Origin of the sequence: Microbulbifer sp. MCCC 1A16149 (assembly GCF_050368945.1) — a bacterium.
GTDB lineage: Bacteria > Pseudomonadota > Gammaproteobacteria > Pseudomonadales > Cellvibrionaceae > Microbulbifer.
Map to the genome: position 1 here is coordinate 3,436,641 of NZ_CP185959.1, position 19,468 is coordinate 3,456,108.

A 19,468-nucleotide genomic window follows, 5' to 3' on the forward strand; every position below is an offset into this window, starting at 1 on the left:
TATGCGTGGTAATAAACAGGCGTTCTTCGACAACCCCGACAATATCCGCAAACTGCTGCGGGTGTTCTACGGTATCTGCGCATTGCTGTTTGCCGCAGACTTTGTAGTACACCGCCATATCGAATTCCGCTGGGAAGGCCTGCCCGGGTTTTACCCCCTGTACGGGTTTGTAGGCTGTGTGATTCTGGTGTTTGCCGCAAAATGGATGCGCACTTTCCTGATGCGCCCTGAAGACTATTACGACAAGCGAGAGCTGGGCAGCGACAGCGCCGATTCCGTAACAGGAGGACGCACCGATGTTTGAAGTTGCCCCCTTCATTCCGTTCTTTGTCGCCGCCTTGCTTGCCGGCGTATTGCGCGGCCGGGCGCGCGCTCTGATTACCCTCGCCGTACCGGTTCTGGGGCTCGCCAATTTGTGGCTGCTCGGCAGCGGCAGCTTTGGCCACTACGGTATTCTCGATTTTGACCTGCTGCTATTCAGGGCCGACAAACTCAGCCTGCTGTTCGGCTACCTGTTCCATATCGCCGCACTGATTGCGGTCATTTATGCCCTGCACGTACGCGACACCCTGCAACAGGTAGCGAGTATGCTGTACGCCGGCAGTGCGCTGGGCGCGGTATTTGCCGGCGACCTGCTCACCCTGTTCATTTTCTGGGAACTGCTGGCGCTGACCTCGGTGTTTCTGGTGTGGGCCCGCCGCACCGGCCGCGCCTACGTATCCGGGCTGCGCTATTTCACCCTGCATATCCTGTCCGGATTGTTACTGCTCGGCGGTATCGTGTTCTACGGTCAGGCCCACGAAACCCTGTCCTTCGGCCAGATCGGCCTGAGTGACAGCGCCTACAGCTGGTTGATCTTCCTCGCGTTCGGTATCAAGTGCGCCTTCCCTTTCTTCCACAACTGGCTAACCGATGCCTACCCGGAATCCACCCCCACCGGTACCGTGTTTCTGAGCGCCTTTACTACCAAGGTGGCGGTGTACTGCCTGGCACGGACCTACCCGGGCACCGAGCTGCTGGTGTATATCGGCGCGACCATGGCCTGCTTCCCGATCTTCTATGCGGTGATCGAGAACGACCTGCGCCGGGTACTGGCCTACAGCCTCATCAACCAGCTGGGATTTATGGTGGTGGGCATCGGCATCGGTACCTCGCTGGCAATCAACGGCGCCGTGGCCCACGCGTTCAATGATGTGATCTTCAAGGGGCTGCTGTTTATGTCCATGGGGGCGGTGCTGCACGTGACCGGCCGTATCAACGGCTCCGAACTCGGCGGCCTGTACAAAAAAATGCCCAAGACCACAGTGCTGTGCATCATCGGCGCGGCCTCGATTTCCGCCTTCCCCCTGTTCAGCGGATTTGTCAGCAAATCGATGGTGATGAGTGCGGCGATCAAGAATGGTTACGAGGGCGTCTGGCTGATCTTGCTGTTCGCCTCCGCCGGGGTCTTCCACCACGCCGGTATCAAGATCCCTTACTTTGCGTTCTTCGCCCACGATGCGAAGCTGCCCGCCCGCGAACCTCCGGTAAATATGCTGGTAGCGATGAGCATCGCCGCGGCCCTGAGTCTCACCGTGGGAATTTACCCACAGGCCCTGTACAGCCTGCTGCCCCACGAGATGTCCTACACCCCGTATGACCTCACCCACGTACTGACACAGCTGCAGCTTCTGTTCTTCTCCGCTCTGGCCTTTGTGTGGCTAAATTTGCGCCATCTCTACCCACCGGAGCTACCTTCGGTCAACCTGGACGCCGAATGGCTTTACCGGCGCCTGTTGCCAGATGCCGCCAGAGGGCTGTTTGGCGGCCTGTTTGCCCTCGACAAGCGCCTGCGGGCCGCAGCCACACGGGGTGTCGAGCGCCTCATTACCGGCCTGGCGGACCACCACCGTGCAGACGGGATCCTGGCGCGCAATTGGCTGACCGGCAGTATGGTCGCTGGCGTGGTATTGCTGCTGGCGATCTACCTGATCCTCGGTAGCCTGTGACGCCGCGAGCAGGATGCAATATCGTCTCCTTGGGCATACAATTCGCTTCTTATATCAGTTGCAATTGATACTGTGAGCCGCCGCCCGGCTCTAGTGCCCGAATCAGGACCCTTGATGTTCGACGAGATACCCCGCACACGCCCGTCTACGCCGCTGCTCGACCAGATCGACTCACCGGCCCAGCTGCGCGCGCTGGCGGAAAAACAACTGCCCGAGCTGGCAACCCAACTGCGTGAATACCTGCTGTACTGCGTAGGCCAGACCGGCGGTCACTTTGGTGCCGGCCTCGGTGTCGTCGACCTCACCATCGCCCTGCACTACATCTACAACACCCCGGAAGACCGTCTGGTCTGGGATGTGGGCCACCAGACCTACCCCCACAAGATCCTCACCGGTCGCCGGGAGCAGATGCTCACCATGCGCCAACAGGGTGGCCTCTCCGGATTCCCCAAGCGCTCCGAGAGCCCTTACGACACCTTCGGCGTCGGTCATTCAAGCACCTCCATCAGCGCCGCCCTGGGCATGGCCCTCGGTTCGCCGGATGAGCGCAAGGTGGTGGCAGTGATTGGCGATGGCGCCATGACCGCGGGTATGGCCTTCGAGGCCCTGAACCACGCCGCGCATACCGGTAAAGACATGCTGGTGGTATTGAACGACAACCGCATGTCCATCTCCAAGAATGTGGGCGGCCTCGCCACCTACTTTGCCCGCATCCTCGCCAGCAAGACCTACCTGAACATGCGCGAAGGCAGTCGCAAGGTACTGTCCGTCATTCCCAAGGCGTGGCAGCTGGCGCGCCGCGCGGAAGAACATGTCAAAGGCATGATCACCCCGGGCACCCTGTTCGAGGAACTCGGCTTCAACTACGTGGGCCCGCTGGACGGCCACAATATGCAGGACCTGGTACACACCCTGCGCAACCTGCGCAATCAGCGCGGCCCGCAGCTTCTGCATATCGTCACCACCAAGGGCAAGGGCTTCGGCCCGGCGGAAGAAGACCCGGTGGGCTACCACGCGCTGAACAAGCTGGAGCCAGAGCCCAAGGTGCAGGTAGCACCGTCTGTGGATAAAAATGGCGAAGCCAAGAAAAAAGGCCCGAAATACCAGGATATTTTCGGCCAGTGGCTGTGCGACGCTGCGGAGCAGGACGACAAGCTGATCGGCATTACCCCGGCCATGTGTGAAGGCTCTGGCATGGTGGAGTTTGCGGAACGCTTCCCGGAGCGCTTCCACGATGTGGCCATCGCCGAGCAGCACGCTGTGACCCTGGCTGCGGGCCTCGCCTGCGAAGGACAGAAGCCGGTGGTAGCCATTTACTCCACCTTCCTGCAGCGCGGCTACGACCAGATGGTGCACGATGTGGCGATCCAGGACCTGGATGTCACCTTCGCCATCGACCGCGCCGGTCTTGTGGGCGAAGACGGCCCTACCCACGCGGGCAGCTTCGACCTGACCTTTATGCGCTGTCTGCCGAACCTGATCATTGCGGCCCCCAGCGACGAGAACGAGTGCCGCCAGTTGCTGCACACGGCCTACGAACACAATGGCCCGTCGGCAGTGCGCTATCCGCGCGGCACCGGTCCTGGTGTCACCATCGAGAAAACCCTGGACGCGCTGCCTATTGGCAAGGGCCGGGTTGTTCAGGCGGGTAAGGATATTGCCATTTTGAGCTTCGGCACCCTGCTTGCATCCGCTAAAGAAGCGGCGGACAAACTCGGTGCGACGCTGGTGGATATGCGCTGGGTGAAACCCCTGGACGAGGCCCTGATCGACCAGATGGCCGACAGCCACGACCTGCTTGTGACCCTGGAAGAAAACACGGTTGCAGGCGGTGCGGGCAGTGCGGTTTCGGAATACCTGAACCAGCGAGTGATTCCGGTACCACTGCTACAGCTCGGCTTGCCCGACAAAATTATCGAACACGGCAAGCATCCAAAGTTACTGGCAGAGATTGGTCTGGATGCCAAAGGCATAGAAGAACAAATCAGCGAACGCCAATCGCAAATGCACCAGGCCCAGTCAAAAGGGCAAGCTGCGGCTATCTAGGGCTGACAAAGTACATAACTAAAAATCGAAGGCCGGGTACCGGGTACGGGTTTTCAGGAGCGTCGGCGACAGGACGTCGCCGCCGCAGCGCCCAGGGATGGGTTCACAGGGGGGCGCCTAGCTCGGTCCTGAAAACCCGTACCCGGGACCCGGCTGCCACTGCACTCCGAACAGGGCTCGGATGAAGGACTTCGAGAGAACTACCGTGGCGCCGGGCCACTGGGCAAAGCTTTTCGGAACCGCTGTAGATACGTCCATGTACGCTGCGTCCCGCCTTAAATTTTGGCATCCTCACCTTGTCGCCAAAAGTCCGAACACACTAAATATAAAACAGAGACAGGAAGTACTATGTCCTTTTCACCACTCCGAAAAATCCTGAACTCGAAGCTGATCAGCTTATCCGCAGCCATTATGGCCGCGAGCCTGAATGTGCAGGCGATGGATCAAAAGGCCTTTGAAAAGGCCATGGATGAGATCCCCAAAAAAGGGGCCAGCGAAAAGCTAAAAGCCCTGCAGGACATCCGCTATCGCTGGATCATGGAAAGCTACCCGGAAAACGCCACCTATCGCGGCTACCCCGGAGGGGAAAAAGACTGGACCGATCAATCCAACAAAGGTATTGAACGGCGCAAAGGCCAGACCCGCGAACTACTCGCCGCCAGCCGTCATATCAACGAAGACAAGCTCCCCGAAAACGAACAGCTCGACTACCAGCTGCTCTACCAGGACCTGCTGCTGCAGGTAAAAGGCTACCAGTTCCCCGAACACCTGCTGCCCGTCAATCACATGAGCGGCATCCAGCGCAATGTGCCAGCCGTACTGAGTGCCATGCCCAAACGCAACGCCGCAGACTACGAAGATATTCTCGCGCGCCTGGAGAAACTGCCCCAGCTGATTGATCAGACCCAGATCCTCATGGAAAAGGGCCTGAAGCAAAAACTGACCCCGCCGCAAATTACCCTGCGCGACATACCGGGACAGATCCGCGCCCTGATCCCCACCGATCCCAAGCAGAGCCCGCTGCTCAAGGCATTTTACGAAATGCCAGCGAGCATCCCCGCCGCCCAGCAGACGCGACTGCGCAACCGCGCCCAGAACCTCTACCAGAAAACCCTGATTCCTGAGTGGCAGCAACTGGCAGAATATGTCGAGCGCGATTACATCCCCAACGCCAATACGGAAACTGCGTTTACCAAAAACGATGACGGTATCCGCTGGTACGCCTACAAAGTGCGCGAAGAAACCACTACGGAAATGAGCCCCGAGGAAATCCACCGGATTGGTCTCGGGGAAGTTCGCCGGATTCGCGGCGAGATGGACGCGATCATCAAGAAGACCGGCTTCAAAGGTGACTTCAAGGCATTCACCGATTTCCTGCGCAACGACCCGCAGTTCTACTACGACAGTAAAGAAGACCTGCTGAAAAATTACCGGGATATTGCCAAGCGCATCGACGGCGAACTGCCCGCGCTGTTCGGCACCCTGCCGCGACTGCCCTACGGAGTAAAACCGATTCCGAGTTACTCGGAAAAATCCCAGACCACCGCCTACTACCAGCCGGGCTCCAATGAAGCCGGCCGTGCGGGGGTGTTCTTTGCTAACACCTACGACCTGAAGAGCCGCCCGACCTGGGAGATGGAAGCGCTAACGGTGCACGAGGCCATGCCCGGCCACCACCTGCAGATTGCCCTGGCCCAGGAGCAGAGTGACATCCACCCCCTGCGCCGCAACAAGTTCTACACCGGTTTTGTCGAAGGCTGGGGACTCTACTCGGAAAGCCTCGGTTACGACCTGGGGCTGTACACCGATCCGTATAACGAGTTTGGTGCGCTGACTTACGATATGTGGCGTGCGGTACGCCTGGTGGTGGACACCGGTATGCACCAGCTTGGCTGGAGCCGGGACGAAGCGATCGAGTACTTCAAGAACAACAGCGCCAAGCCGGAACACGATATCGTGGTGGAGATCGACCGCTACCTGGTGTGGCCGGGTCAGGCTCTGGCCTACAAGGTAGGGCAGCTGAAGATCAAGGAAATCCGCGCGCGCGCGGAAGAAGCCCTTGGGGATAACTTCAATATCCGCGAATTCCACGACGCGCTGCTCGGCGCCGGTGCACTGCCTTTGAATGTGCTGGAAAGCCGTATGAACACCTGGATTGAATCCCAGGGCGGAGAGATCAGCAAGGCCCAGCCGGTAAGTGACGCCGGCGGCCAGGCGGCCCTGAACTAGGCTTCAGGAATTGCCACAGGTCCCGTGGCAATCAGCCACGGGACGCCTTTTAACTAATTCCCATTTATCTACTTCCCTTCTCTACTCCTCTCCACTCTTGCGCGCGCGGGAGTGCCCCTGCACCGTGCGCACAAACTGACTGAATGCGCGCTCCTGCGCCCGGGATTCCGCCAGGGTCCGGGTATTTCTCTGGATCTCTCGCCCCAGTTTGCGCCAGTTGTGCAACCGGCGTTCGTCCAGTTCCCCAGACGCAATCGCCGCCTGTACCGCACAGCCCGGTTCGGATTCATGGGCGCAATCGGCGAAACGGCACTGCTCGGCAAGTTCACCGATGTCGGAAAAAGTGGCCGCGAGACCTTCGCTGACATCGGCCAGCCCGAGTTCGCGCATACCCGGGCTGTCCAGCAGCAGCCCGCCATCGGGGATTGCGTAGAGCGCCCGGTGTCGGGTGGTGTGACGCCCCTTGCTGTCGTCTTCACGAATGCCGGAAGTCGCCGCCAGTTCGCTGCCGGCAAGGCTGTTCAACAGCGTGGATTTGCCCACCCCGGAAGAGCCGAGCAACGCCAGGGTTTCTCCACTGCGGCAGTAGTCGCGCAGGGATTCCACACTGGTGCCGTCGAGGGCATTGACCAGTACCACAGGAAGATCCCGGTGGCCCTTCAGCGCCTCGCGATATTGCTCGTGGTCGTCACTGAGATCGGCCTTGGTCAACACCAGGCAGGCGCGACAGCCAGCCTCTTTGACCAGAGCGAGATAGCGCTCCACCCGGGACAGGTTGAAGTCGTGGTTACACGAGGAGACGATCAATACGTTATCGATATTCGCCGCGATCAGCTGGACCTGCTTGGCCCCGGGCGCCATGCGGCGGAACAGGCTGCTGCGCTCGAGGCGTCGCACCGGTTTGCGGGATTCGCGCTCCAGCAGCAGCCAGTCGCCCACCGTGGGCTTATCCACAGCATCGTCAAACAGGGGGCCACTCACCAGCACGGGCTCGTCTCCCCGCTCACCGGAAACCTCGATCTGGCTGCGGTGCACCGCCATTACCCGCACCGGTTCACACGTCTCCAGTTCCTCCAGGGAAAGTTGCTGCTGGAAAAACGGCTTCCACCCCAGGCGGGCCAGAGGAGCGCCGTTGGCCGGCGCAGTTTTCTGGTCGCCCGCAGACACACCGCGCCGGAAAGTCGGGCGGCGGGAAATCAGGGATTTACTCAATTTTGCAGATCCTCAAAAGTCGCCCGCAGTGAATCAAAAAAGATGCGGACGCACGCACTTTATGCCTCTGAGCATAGTTCGGGCAATCAGAATTGGAGGGGATAAACGAGGAAATCCGACAAAAGAAATCTGCCGAAAGAAGACACTTACAGTTGCAGCCGGTGGCCGTTGTCCTTCAGCCAGCGCCGCAGCCTGCGGTAGTCCGGACACAGGCTCTCCACCAGGGACCAGAACGCCGCACTGTGGTTGTGGTGCTGCAAATGGCACACCTCGTGGATCACCAGATAATCCACCACGGCCTCGGGAGCCAGGCATACCAGCCAGTTGTACTGCAACTCCCCGCGAATGGTGCAGTGTCCCCACTTGCTGCGGGTCCGCCGCACCTTGACCGAGGAAAATGAAAGACCCAGCAGCCCGGCAAAATAGGCCGACTTCTCCGTCAGCAATGCCAGGGCTTCCCGCTGATACAGCTTTTGCAGCGCCGACTGGACCTGCGTCGCATCCGGCTCCCGCGTGCGGCAGTAAAGCTGGATAAAGCCATCGCGAATACCGGCATCCGCAGCGCGGGCCGCGCGATCCAGCTCAAGGGCGTTACCCAGCCAGGGAAAGTGTGCGCCAAACGCGAAATGGTGCTCCGGCACCTGGGCCTGACGCACCTCCACCCCGCGCAGCTGCGCGCGCACCCACTGGATATTGTCGCGCAGGAACTGATGGCCGTGGCGCTCGGCGCAGCGCTGGGGAATCCGCACCTCCGCGCCCTTCTCCGTCACCACCAGCCCCAGACGCTTGCGGCGCGGGGAACGCGACAGACGGTAGGCAACATCCTCGAAGGTAAACAGATCCCCACTCACAACAAACGCAGTACCGGAATTAACAGAGATTACTCGGAGGGCACCGGCACCACCGCCATGGTGATCCGGGAAATACAGTTCAGTTTGCCGTTCTGGTCGTGAATACGAATCTCCCAGACTTGGCTGGTGCGGCCGAGATGTACCGCGGTCGCTTTGCCGGTTACCGCACCGTCGGGGACCGGGCGCAGGTGATTCGCATTGATCTCCTGCCCCACGCAATAGAACTTGCTGTTATCCACCACCATGTTCGCCGCCATGGAGCCCAGCGTCTCCGCCAGCGCCACACTGGCACCGCCATGCAGAATACCAAATGGCTGGCGGGTGCGATCCTCTACCGGCATGGTGCCCACCAGATAGTCATCACCAATTTCGGTAATGTGCATCCCCAGGTATTTGGGCATGCAATCGCCCATGCTCCGATTTACCTCATCCAGAGTCGGGTTAGCAGTGTGCCAGACAGCCATAAATCACCTTTACCTATTCGCAGCAAAAACGGCCAGACAATATCAGTAGAACAGCTGCGGATTGAAAGTGCCAAAGCCGCCAAAGTGCATCATCTCAGCTTCCAGGTGACGCATTTCCCGCAGCAGGCTGCGGCGCTCACTGCGCAGGGCGCGCCGCTCCTCCTTGGATTCCGCCTCATCCAGCGCGTCCTCTATCCGGTACACCTCGCGCTCCGCCTGCTCGTATTGCTTCGCCAGTGCCGCGTACTGCTGCTCGGCCTGGTACACGGCGAGGCCGCGCTCGTAGTTGGCCAGGAACAGGTCTGCGGTGGGGCCGGTGCAGACACCTTCGTAATTGCTACCGCGACGGCCAACCACAAAGCCATTTTCCGGGGTGCAGTACTGCTCAACGCCCTGTTCGTGCCCCTGCATCCAGGCTGCGGTATCGGTACGGATACCGTACTCGTGACATTTCTGCGCGATCTTGTACACGGTGGCCTGACTGCGACCGCGGGCACCGTCTTCTATACCGCGCTCGTACCAGAGCCCGGCCTGGCATTCGTTTTCGGAAATTACCGCGCAGCCGCTGGAGAGGGCCAGGGCTGTGGGGAGGGCGAGTAGTGTGAGTAATTTCCAGAGTTTCATATCCGGCCTGTGATGCGAAGTAACGAGGTAGACGTGAAGGCAAAGTGCCGGGTACAGGTTTTCAGGAGCGTCGCAAACAGGATGTTTGCGCCGCAGCGCCCAGGGATGGGTTCACAGCGGTCCTGAAAACCTGTACCCGGCAATTTGCCGCTACTGTCAGTGTTCAGTGCCACTATTTAGCCTGCCCCAGCGTGAATCGATGCTGAATCAACCAAAGCGTTTGTCGGCCACGAAGGGGTTGGTTTGCCGCTCCTGTCCAAAGGTGGACATGGGGCCGTGGCCGGGGATGAATTTGACTTCGTCGCCCAGGGGCCAGAGCTTTTTGGTGATGGAGTCGAGCAGATCCTGATGGTTACTCATGGGGAAGTCGGTGCGGCCGATGGAGCCGGCGAACAGGACGTCTCCCACCAGTGCCAGGTTGCTGGGGCGGTGGAAAAAGATGACGTGGCCGGGGGTATGACCGGGGCAGTGCACGACTTCGAGCACTTCGTCGCCGACGGTGACGGTGTCACCGTCTTCCAGCCAGCGATCCGGGGTAAAGGTTTCCACCGGTGGGAATCCGTACATCTGCGCCTGCACCACGATTTTCTCGATCCAGAACTGGTCCGCCTTCTGCGGGCCTTCCACGGGCAATCCGAGGTCCCGGGACAGAGGCGCGGTGCCGCCGACGTGATCGAGGTGGCCGTGGGTCAGCAGGATTTTTTCCAGCTTGAGATCGCGCTCTTTGACCGCAGCGAGGATACGGTCCACATCCCCACCGGGATCCACAACCGCAGCCCGCTTGCTGTCATCGCACCACAACAGGGTGCAGTTTTGCTGGAACGGAGTGACGGGAACCGAGTGAAATTGTAGAGCCATGGGAATACCTGTTTAGTTCTCGGTGCCGAGTATAACGCTCGGCGCCTTATCCGGCTAAGGTGGCTCTGGGCTTCGTTATCAGTCTGGTGGCGGTGTAGAGTCCTACAGCGCCGCTGCCGTCGCCCGCTGCATGGGGCTGGGGCGGCGTGCCGAGGACTTTTTCAACAATTCCTGCACATCCTCGATCAGGCTCTTCTGCACCATCTCGCTCTGCCAGTAACCGTCGTGGGCCACCAGCTGGGGGCCCCAGCTGGCAGCGCTCCAGTCCGCCAGCGGGCGGGTCTCGTAGTCCCGGTAGACGGCCTGGTTATAGGAGGGACTCAAGGGCTTGAGTGGCCAGCCGAAGAGGTCGTCCGGGTGGTAGAAGTTTTTCCAGCGGAAGTTGTAGCCGCGGGTATCCGACGTGACCGCCTGGATCTGGTCGCGGGCCATGCCGGCGGTCCACAGGGGGTTGCTGGCACCGAGGGTGTACCAGTGGGCCAGGGTTTTGCCGCGCAGGAAGAGATCCTTGGCGGAACCTTTGTGTACGCCTTTGGGGCCGCCATCGCGCCATACGCCATGACTCATGGTGGGTCGCTGGGCGTCCCACAGGTAGTTGGAAAGGATGCTGCAGCCGATGGAGTGGCTGAGCAATATCACAGGAGCAGTGTCGGCGGTGGCTTTGGCCGCGCGCTCGAAGGTCTGGTAGATGGCCTGCTGGGTCTTGTCGTAGTTGCCGCCCCGCTGTTGGATATCGGCCTGTTGCGCGGAGGCTTCGGCGAGCCCGTAGAGCATGAATTTGCGCGCGCGCAGGTAGTCCATGTCGCGCTTCTGCATGGCCTCGAACACCCGCTCCAGGTTGGGCTGCAGGTGGCCCTGACAAAGGATGGTGTCGGTGTGAATGCGGGACCAGTCGTCCCCCAGTCCGCTCTTGAGCGCCTGAAATAGCGGCTCGGCAAAGTCTTCGTCCACCGCGCCCATGCCCGGCGCGGCCAGGATGACCAGATCAGCCATTGTCGCTCCCCGTAGTATTTTTTTATTGGATGCGATTACCTCGCCGGGGGTTTCCCGCGCATCTTGTTATTTTCTCTGGATGTATGAATTTGTGCTGCTCTTCAATCAACGAACCACGAGCAGTACTCCACAAACGCTAGAAGCTACCACTGCACGTTGGCAATGGGAAGAATGGCGCCACAAAAGATGAATATGACGACAAAATCATCCCTATGTGGCGGATTTTGCAAAAATTTGGGATTTTTTCATGCCGGCGGGGAACTAGAGCGCCATGGGCCCGTCAAACATTACAGTTCCCCCAAATCGTATCGTGTGAACGCTTGGTAATCGAACTCTCATCGTATCTCTGCTTAAAGCCGGCCTTGTGCCGGCTTTTTTTCTGCCTGCAGAAAACGGTCAGATTCTGGGCGGGGCGTCGGAGCGGCGGCGGATAAGGGTGAAGTCCAGCTGAACCTGCTGGCCCTGCTCGGCTTCCCCCGCGCGCACTGCGCGGACTTTCTTCACCAGCAGGTCCACCGCCGCCCGCGACATATCCACCACCGGCTGGTGGATGGTGGTCAGTTCCGGCCAGATGGTAGTGGCAAGGGCTGTGTCGTCGAAGCCGCACACGGTGAGGTCCTTGGGGATATCCAGCCCGCGACGCTGGGCCACGGAGATGGTCGCCGCAGCCATTTCGTCGTTACACGCAAAAATCGCGGTGGGCGGGAGTTCCAGGTCGAGCAGCTGCTCGGCGCCGAGCAATCCCGAGCGGTAGGTGAAAAAGCCCTCCACCTCCAGTTCCGCCGAGGGCGCCAGCCCCGAGTCCTTGAGGGCCTGGCGATAGCCTTCCAGGCGCCGCTGGCTTACCTGCTGGCCGCGGTCGCCGGTGATAAAGCCGATGCGCCGATGGCCGAGGGAGGCGATATGCCGGGTCATTTCATAGGCAGCCTGGTAGTCATCGATCTTGACCACCGAGATATTGTTGCGCGGCTGCTCCGAGGCGATCAGTACCGCGGGGGTATCACTACCCTCCAGTACTTCCAGCACCGCCGGCAGGTCAGATAGCGGCGGCGGCAACAGCATGGCCTCGACGCCGCCGCTCAACATCCGCGCAGCCACCGCTTCCGCGTTCAACTCGACATCGCAGTGTTCCACTACCAGCTGGATGTTGTAGCGGCTGGCCTGCTCCAGGGCACCGATCAGGAAGGCACTCAGGTAGGAAGCACTGAGATTGCTGTGCATCAGGCCAATCTTGATCTGGGCGCCGCCGGCGAGACTACGCGCGGCGTTGTTGGGGGTATAGCCGAGGGATTTGATCGCCGCGTTAACGATGTCGCGGGTGCGTGCACGCACATTATCTTCGCCATTGATTACCCGGGAGACGGTCATCGGCGAGACCCCGGCCTCGCGGGCGACATCGGCAATAGTGGGGCCGCTGCCCTGGCGGCGGCTCTGTTTGGGTTTCACGCTGTCACAGGCCCAATCAATTTCACAGGCGGACAATGATCCACTTTAATCGTCACCGGAAGCAAGCGGTCACGCAGGCACCGGTGCAGAAGACGGGCAATACTGCCGGATAAACTCGTGGTGCGGCGGCAGCGCGTTGACCCCCTGGGCTACCTGCGCACGGAGCCCGGATTGTAGTTGCTGCATTTCCTGCTCGGTGATCATCTGCGTAAGCGGGTGGAAGGATTGCGGCTGCAAGCCCTGCCCCAGCATCACCTGCACCCAGGAATCCACGCGAAACAGTTCGTCGTTATTCTGGTAGGCATGGGCGCGCTCGCGGAACAGGTCGATCCGCTGGGCGAGGCTGTCGGGAATATCCATCTGTCGGCAGTGATCCCAGAACACATCGCCCTCGCGCTGGTTGACGTGATAGTGCAACACGATGAAATCGCGGATGTCTTCCAGTTCCCGCTGGGTCTGGCGGTTGTACTCCTGTTGCAGTGACGGTTCCACACCAGTGAACGGGAACAGCTGCAACAGGCGCACAATGCCCGTAACGATCAGATGGATACTGGTGCTCTCCAGCGGCTCGATAAACCCACTGGAAAGACCGAGGGCAATACAGTTGTTTTTCCAGGTCTGCTTTTTCCGGCCGGTAGTAAATCGGATCACACGCGGATCCGTCAGCGGCTCGCCGTCCACTCTCTCGAGCAACAGCGTCGTTGCCGCATCGTCCGAAAGGTAGCGACTGCAATACACCAGGCCGTTGCCGACACGTTCCTGTAGCGGGATTCGCCAGCGCCAGCCGGAGGTCTCGGCGATGGAACGGGTGTAAGGCATGGCCGGGCCAGTAGCGCGGGTCTGCAGGGGCACGGCGCTGTCGCAGGGCAACCAGTGGGACCAGTCCTCAAATTCACTGTGCAGGGTTTTATCAATCAACAGGCCGCGGAAGCCACTGCAGTCGATAAACAGGTCGCCGGCGATCTCGCGGCCGCCCTCCAGCAGCAGCGATTCGATATCACCGGTTTTGGAATTCTGGCGCACATCATGGATCGTGCCCTCCACCCGGGTTACCCCATGCTTCTCGCTGAATTCACGCAAAAATGCAGCGTACTGCGTGGCATTCAGGTGATAGGCAAAATTGAGTGGCGACTTGGGCCCCGCAGCAAATCGACCGGCCTCGGCGGCCTGGTGCTCCAGACAGAAGTCACCAATCCCGGTATCAAACCCCATCTCTTTGCCGCGCAGCCAGAAGTGGTGAAAGTCACACATCCACGCACTGGTACCCGTTTTTCCAAAGGAGTGGATATAGCGCTCCCCTTCCCGGCCCCAGTTTTCAAATGCGATGCCGAGCTTCGCCGTGGCCTGGGTGGCGCGCATAAAGGACTGCTCATCGATCCCCAGCAACCGGTGAAAAGTGCGCAGCGGCGGAATAGTCGCTTCGCCGACACCAACGGTGCCAATGGAATCCGACTCCACCAGTGTGATATCCAGTAATTCACCGAGTTTTTTTGACAGAGCGGCAGCGGCGATCCAGCCCGCGGTTCCCCCACCGGCGATGACAACGCGTTTAATGCGGCCTTTTTCGTTCGCGACAGAATTATCCATCCCGGCTCCCCTAGCGGTTCAGCTTGTTGATCAGCATGGCGCGCAGCTGGCGTGCGCCGATATTATCCAGTTCTCCCAACACACCGCGGGCGTGCTCCGGAAGATGTTTGCCGGCCCGATCCCCGGGGCCGAACACGTAGTATTCAAACAGCTGTCGCCAGCCTTCTTTTTCATGCTCGGGCTTGTCGCGCAGGGACAGGATGCCGTGATAAAGCGCGTTCATGCCGGAGCCGGTGTGCAGGGGCGCATCGTCCCACCAGTAATTCACCAGGATATTGAACGGGCTCAATCCCTCTACATGGTGCATCCACATACTGGGAATATAAATCGCATCCCCGGGCTCCAGCTCGACAACCTGACCGGCAGCGAGCGCATCGCGAAACCCCGGGAAGCGCTCAAAATCCGGGTTGGCGAAATCCACCATACTAATCGCCTGACCACCGGGGGTGAGATCCAGCGGGCCAAAATACAGATTCTCGAACTGATCCGGCGGGAAAATGGTAAAGCGACGACGACCGGCAACGCAGCAGGCGATATTGTCCAGCGCGTCGTAATGACAGCTCGCCACCGAGGGGTTGCCAATCCAGATTTTCATTTGTGCGGGGGAAACCGGATAGCCGCGATCAATGCGGGGGATTGCCAGGTCGTTTTCCGCGCGCAGTCCGGGAAAGTGGCCGTCCACCGAGGTAGAGGAGATATAGAAAGAGGTATAGGCCTCGCCTTCCGTATTTTTTCCTGCAGCAGGGCCATCCAGCGTATCCAGAATACACTGCAGCACTTCGTCGATGGGTGAGCGCAGGGTATCGTAATTCAGCGAACGCAGGTCTTCGTCATAAAAGTACCGGCCGTCCACCGTGCCGCGCCCGAAATTCACCAGGCAGGGCTTGCCATTGTAATAGCTGGTGAGATAGTCCACCGCCGCTCCAGGTGAGCGCTTGCCCTCATTGACCAGCTGCCAGTGACTCACCAACCCTTTCAGCACTACCGGCTTGCAGGTGGAGAGGATTTCCTGAGGAATTTTTCCCGGTTCCAGTCCGTCGATGACCTGCACCGGGTTTTCGACGTTCAATAATTCTTTTGCTGTTTCATCTGCCATTGCCTGCGCCTCCCGATCAGCTCAACTTTCGCCCGGTTAAATGCGCAGGTTCTTACGCGCGACAAGATGTTCGATATTGCCGAGCGAGGAGAGCATCAGGAATATCCCGCGCAGATAGCCGGCGGCATTCAGTCCATGCAGGGTGTCACCGTCCAGCGCGTTCAGGCGCTCTTCGCTGACGGTGTAGTAGCCAGACAGCTGGTGCTTGTCGCCATTTTTCAGGTCGATATTGATGGACACAGGTTCGATCAGACCCACTTCGTCGAGCGCGGCAAACATTGCACGCCCCACTTCCGCGCCCTGATGAATGGTGCGCAGTACACCGGAAACCTGCTCTAGGTAAGCGCTGTTGCCACCAAACTCTTTGAATAGCGGTGTCCCCCGGGAACGGCTCACCCTGGGGTGTTCCAGATCGACAAACACCATCGGCTGCGCGTCATCACCGTCTGCGCCAGCTTCCTGAAAACCAATGATAAATGGACCGCGGGCCACCATGGCGGGCACGTAATTTCCCGCCCAGCCATTGTTGGTGGAATGCTTGCCGCCCTCCAGAAACAGGTTCTCCCCCTTCTGCAGGCCGAGAATGGCAACCGCCTGGAATGTGTCGTCTTCGGAATTTTTTCGCAACAGGATCGGGTATTCCCGCTGGATATTTTCAAATTCGGTAGGAAATGTCATGACTGCGGCGGCACCGTCACCCGCGTCACTGGAATACTGTTCCACAACCTTGAGATCTGCATGCTCGACGTTATTGAGCAGAACGTAATTATTCTTCATGGTTACCCCGTTATTATTATCTTTGAAGCTGCGCTTCGTTCAGGGACTGATACCTGGATCAGTTTTTATATGGTGTGCACCTGAACTTCATACTACCGGCATTTTCTGAAAACAAAAAGCCGCTGTTTCCAGCGGCTTTTTGCACTTCACGTTACCAATTTTTCTCTACAAAACGTTTCATCAGAATTTGTAGGAAGCACCCAGCTGGTAGCGCGCACCGAGGTCATCCATATAGCGCACCATACGCTCATTGCGGTTGTACTCGGTAATATCTTCGCCGGTGATGTTGATGCCTTCAAAGGCCAGGGAGATCTGATCTGTCAGCTCGTAACCGATGCTCAGGTCGATCTGTGAGAAGGTATCCACATAACGCGGGTTACGTGAGGAACCCTGGTTGGTGGCGGTGAGGAACTTGTCGCGCCAGTTGTAGGCCAGTCGCGCCTGCAGGCCGAAGTTCTCGTATACCAGTACCACGTTGGCGGTATCGCTGAGGCCGGTCAGGGCAAACTGGTTTTCCGTGGGCAGTCCCAGGTTATCGAAGCCTACGTCACCGCGCACGATGGTGTAGTTGGCCTGCACACCGAAGCCGGTTTCACCGAAGAAGTGCTGCGCGGCCAGTTCGGCACCGTGGATTTTCGCTTCGCGGTTGTTGATCGGCTTACTGGTGCGGAACACCATTTCCGGATCGCCGCTTTCCGGGATGACATCCCAACCATCGGTTTCACCCAGCAACAGCAGCTGCTCGTTGGTGCCTTCGAACACCCCGTTGGGGAAAATATCCGGGTTGTCGGTGATGGCTTCCGGGTGCTCCATCAACACCACCATGGCGTAGAGGTTGGTATCGTCCGTTGCCAATCCCAGTGCGTCGAGTTCTTCCGCGGCAGCCTGGGCACGGGGACCGGAAGTCTGGTCGAGGATGCCGAAGTGGGTCTCGTCTTCCTGACCGGTGCCGATAAAGTTATCCACACGCTTCTCGAAGAATCCCAGGGAAACATAGCTGGAATCGCCGTAGTACCACTCAAGGGAAAGGTCCAGGTTGTTGGATTCCAGCGGCAACAGGCCCGGGTTGGCAGAAGTCGCGGTGGGCACCGCGCCATTGCGGGTCGATCCATCTAGGGCAAAATTACCCGGCGCCACCTTCAGGTCGCTGTAGCCAGCGCGGGCGATGGATTTACTGTAGGAGAAACGGCCCACCAGGTCTTCGGTAAACTGGATGTCAAAATCCAGGCTCGGCAACAGGTTGTCGTAACTGGCCTTGTCTGCCCAGGTCTGCTGATCACCCGCGGCACCCGGAGAGAAGTCATTGTTGTTTTCCCAAACCAGGTAGGGAATCGGGTTAACCAGAGACTGGGAATCCACATCGGTAGTTTCGTAGCGCACACCGGCGAGGAAATTGACCGGCATATCCGCCAACTCGCTGTTCAGGCCAACCTGGAAGTAGGCCGCTGCGGTATCTTCTTCCAGGGTGTCGTTGAAGGAGTTGGTGTCGGAAACACACAGGCAGGTTCCCGGGTACAGGGTGTTGGCATAGCGGGTCAGTTCCACCGCGTCGCCGCGGAAACCGGTAACCGGGCTATTGCCGGTACTGAAGTCTTCAAACTGGCTGGCAACGTTGATGACATCCAGCATGTCCGCCGGGAACTCACCCGGATTAGCAATACCCCAGTTGCCCAGCGCCTGGTTCACACCGGAGGTCTGATAGGCGCTCATTTCCATCTGACGGGTTTCAACACCAAAGTCAAAACGGCCATCGTCGAACTCGAAACTACCGTCAAACTTCGCCTGGGTAATGTCGTTGACCGAGCCGGCACCGCGCACACGCAAAATGGAGGAACCTACGTGCTCTGCGGTCAGGGCATTACCGGGTACGCTGGTGTTGTAGCTATATTGCGGCGTGCTGCCGGTGAAATCGAGGGTTTTACCGGTAACGGTGGGTGAACCGAGGCCGATGGCGACTTCACCGGAACGATCCGGCCCGGTGGGCAGGCTTTCCATGGACGAGTCGTGCACGTCGAACGCCAGGGTCAGGCTGTCGTTGACTTCGAACTCCACGTTCAGGCCGAAGGAGTCCAGGGTATTGCTCTGGGAGCGATACTGCTGCTCGTAACCCACATCCACGGTGCCACCGTAGGCTTCGGTAATACTGAGCGGAGTGGCGATATCGGAATCATCGAACACCACGCGGGCAATATTGGAGCCGTTCTGGATCCAGTTGGCCACTTCACCGCGATGCTCTTCGATATCGTTATCCGCATAGAGGTAATCGACGGTCGCGGTGAGTTTTTCGGTGGGCTTGAATTGCAGGGTCAGCTGGCCGTTGAGGCGCTCGCGCTGGGTGTCGGAGAAAGCGTAACGGAAATCGTTCGGACGCGCGTACAACTGGCCGTCCTGCGGTGCGTTAACAATTTCGGCCTTGTCCGCATCCGGTACGCCGCCCTGGTTGTACAGATCGTCCTGTCCCCATACACCAATGTTCCAGTTATTGACGGTGACACCGGAGTAACCGGAATCCCGCTGCTGGTGACTCAGCGCCAGGGCCGCGCCCCAGGTTTCCTCTTCGTTGGCGAAGCTGACAATGCCGGAAAACTCCGGGGTAATGTCATCGTTGTAGCGATTGGTGGTATCCGCTACGGCTTTCACGCCAACGTTGGCGGTCAGGCCCGGATTATCCAGCGGGCGCATGGTATTGATATTGATGGTGGCACCGATGCCACCGGTGGCGACATTGGCCTTGCTGGTTTTGTAAACCTCAACACCGCTGACGTTTTCTGAAGCGAGGTTGGCAAAGTTGAACGCGCGGCTGGCGGCGGCGCGGGTAGTACCGTCGGCGCCACTACCGCCACCGTAGGTGGTGCCGGTAGGCATGGTGCGACCGTTCAGGGTCACCATGTTGTTGTCCGGGCCAAAACCGCGCACGGTAACTTCCGCCCCTTCACCGTTCACCCGGTTGATGGACACACCGGTAATCCGCTGCAGGGATTCCGCCAGGTTGGTGTCCGGGAATTTGCCCATATCCTCTGCAGAAATGGCATCGACCACACCGGTGGAGTCGCGCTTGATATCCATGGCGCGATCCATGGAGGCGCGGATACCGGTAACGGTAACCTCTTCCAGGGTGGTGCTTTCCTGGGCCAGCAAGTGCGGCGCACAGGTCATGGAAGCGATGGCCGCGACCACTGCACCGGACAGTTTAGTGCGTTTGAACATTTGGATTTCCCTCTTCGCATTTACCGCGAACGATCCCGATCGACTGAACCACTCCGATTTGGGCTCTGCGGTTTTTATTGGTTTTTGTTT

The 19,468-nt window shown here is 59.2% G+C and carries 15 protein-coding genes; 4 read left to right on the plus strand and 11 right to left on the minus strand.

Going from position 1 to position 19,468, the window contains the following annotated elements:
- The first annotated feature begins 1 nt into the window (after position 1).
- The 4 genes from ACONT6_RS14420 to ACONT6_RS14435 all read left to right on the plus strand — a co-directional run bounded on the left by ACONT6_RS14420 (position 2) and on the right by ACONT6_RS14435 (position 6,263).
- Complete coding sequence (locus tag ACONT6_RS14420) at positions 2-304, plus strand: hypothetical protein (RefSeq protein ID WP_181252158.1); 303 nt, start codon at positions 2-4, stop codon at positions 302-304.
- Positions 297-1,988 carry a Na(+)/H(+) antiporter subunit D gene (locus tag ACONT6_RS14425; RefSeq protein WP_428819134.1) on the plus strand — a complete coding sequence of 564 codons (1,692 nt, stop codon included), beginning with the start codon at positions 297-299 and terminating at the stop codon, positions 1,986-1,988. Before ACONT6_RS14420 ends, ACONT6_RS14425 begins: the two co-directional genes overlap by 8 nt.
- Positions 1,989-2,102: 114 nt before the next feature.
- The gene (dxs, locus tag ACONT6_RS14430) at positions 2,103-4,034 is read left to right on the plus strand and encodes a 1-deoxy-D-xylulose-5-phosphate synthase (protein WP_428819135.1); all 1,932 of its coding nucleotides are present in this window, start codon (positions 2,103-2,105) and stop codon (positions 4,032-4,034) included.
- 348 nt (positions 4,035-4,382) lie between these two features.
- Positions 4,383-6,263, plus strand: coding sequence for a DUF885 domain-containing protein (locus ACONT6_RS14435; RefSeq protein WP_428819136.1), 1,881 nt, complete (start codon positions 4,383-4,385; stop codon positions 6,261-6,263).
- Positions 6,264-6,344: 81 nt separating this feature from the next.
- On the opposite strand, the gene rsgA is transcribed toward ACONT6_RS14435, so the two are convergent.
- From rsgA to ACONT6_RS14490, 11 genes are all read right to left on the minus strand, one after another.
- Positions 6,345-7,475 (minus strand): ribosome small subunit-dependent GTPase A, encoded by a 1,131-nt coding sequence (gene rsgA, locus ACONT6_RS14440; protein WP_428819137.1) that lies wholly within the window; start codon positions 7,473-7,475, stop codon positions 6,345-6,347.
- Between the two features lie 146 nt (positions 7,476-7,621).
- Entirely contained in the window at positions 7,622-8,326 is a 705-nt protein-coding gene (locus ACONT6_RS14445) for a M48 family metallopeptidase (protein WP_428819138.1), read from the minus strand.
- Positions 8,327-8,355: 29 nt separating this feature from the next.
- Positions 8,356-8,790: a hotdog fold thioesterase gene (locus ACONT6_RS14450; protein WP_428819139.1), complete on the minus strand. Its 435-nt coding sequence runs from the start codon at positions 8,788-8,790 to the stop codon at positions 8,356-8,358.
- Between the two features lie 42 nt (positions 8,791-8,832).
- On the minus strand, positions 8,833-9,414 hold the full coding sequence (locus tag ACONT6_RS14455) for a DUF2799 domain-containing protein (protein WP_428819140.1): 582 nt from the start codon (positions 9,412-9,414) through the stop codon (positions 8,833-8,835).
- A gap of 207 nt (positions 9,415-9,621) precedes the next feature.
- Positions 9,622-10,272 carry an MBL fold metallo-hydrolase gene (locus ACONT6_RS14460; RefSeq protein ID WP_181252152.1) on the minus strand — a complete coding sequence of 217 codons (651 nt, stop codon included), beginning with the start codon at positions 10,270-10,272 and terminating at the stop codon, positions 9,622-9,624.
- Between the two features lie 102 nt (positions 10,273-10,374).
- Positions 10,375-11,265, minus strand: coding sequence for a hypothetical protein (locus tag ACONT6_RS14465; protein WP_428819141.1), 891 nt, complete (start codon positions 11,263-11,265; stop codon positions 10,375-10,377).
- A gap of 396 nt (positions 11,266-11,661) precedes the next feature.
- Positions 11,662-12,711, minus strand: coding sequence for a LacI family DNA-binding transcriptional regulator (locus ACONT6_RS14470; RefSeq protein ID WP_428819142.1), 1,050 nt, complete (start codon positions 12,709-12,711; stop codon positions 11,662-11,664).
- A 69-nt stretch (positions 12,712-12,780) separates the two neighbouring features.
- The gene (locus tag ACONT6_RS14475) at positions 12,781-14,298 is read right to left on the minus strand and encodes a tryptophan halogenase family protein (RefSeq protein ID WP_428819143.1); all 1,518 of its coding nucleotides are present in this window, start codon (positions 14,296-14,298) and stop codon (positions 12,781-12,783) included.
- Positions 14,299-14,308: 10 nt separating this feature from the next.
- Complete coding sequence (locus ACONT6_RS14480; RefSeq protein WP_428819144.1) at positions 14,309-15,394, minus strand: cupin-like domain-containing protein; 1,086 nt, start codon at positions 15,392-15,394, stop codon at positions 14,309-14,311.
- Between the two features lie 36 nt (positions 15,395-15,430).
- Positions 15,431-16,171: a SapC family protein gene (locus ACONT6_RS14485; RefSeq protein WP_428819145.1), complete on the minus strand. Its 741-nt coding sequence runs from the start codon at positions 16,169-16,171 to the stop codon at positions 15,431-15,433.
- A 180-nt stretch (positions 16,172-16,351) separates the two neighbouring features.
- The gene (locus tag ACONT6_RS14490; protein WP_428819146.1) at positions 16,352-19,378 is read right to left on the minus strand and encodes a TonB-dependent receptor; all 3,027 of its coding nucleotides are present in this window, start codon (positions 19,376-19,378) and stop codon (positions 16,352-16,354) included.
- Positions 19,379-19,468 lie beyond the last annotated feature (90 nt).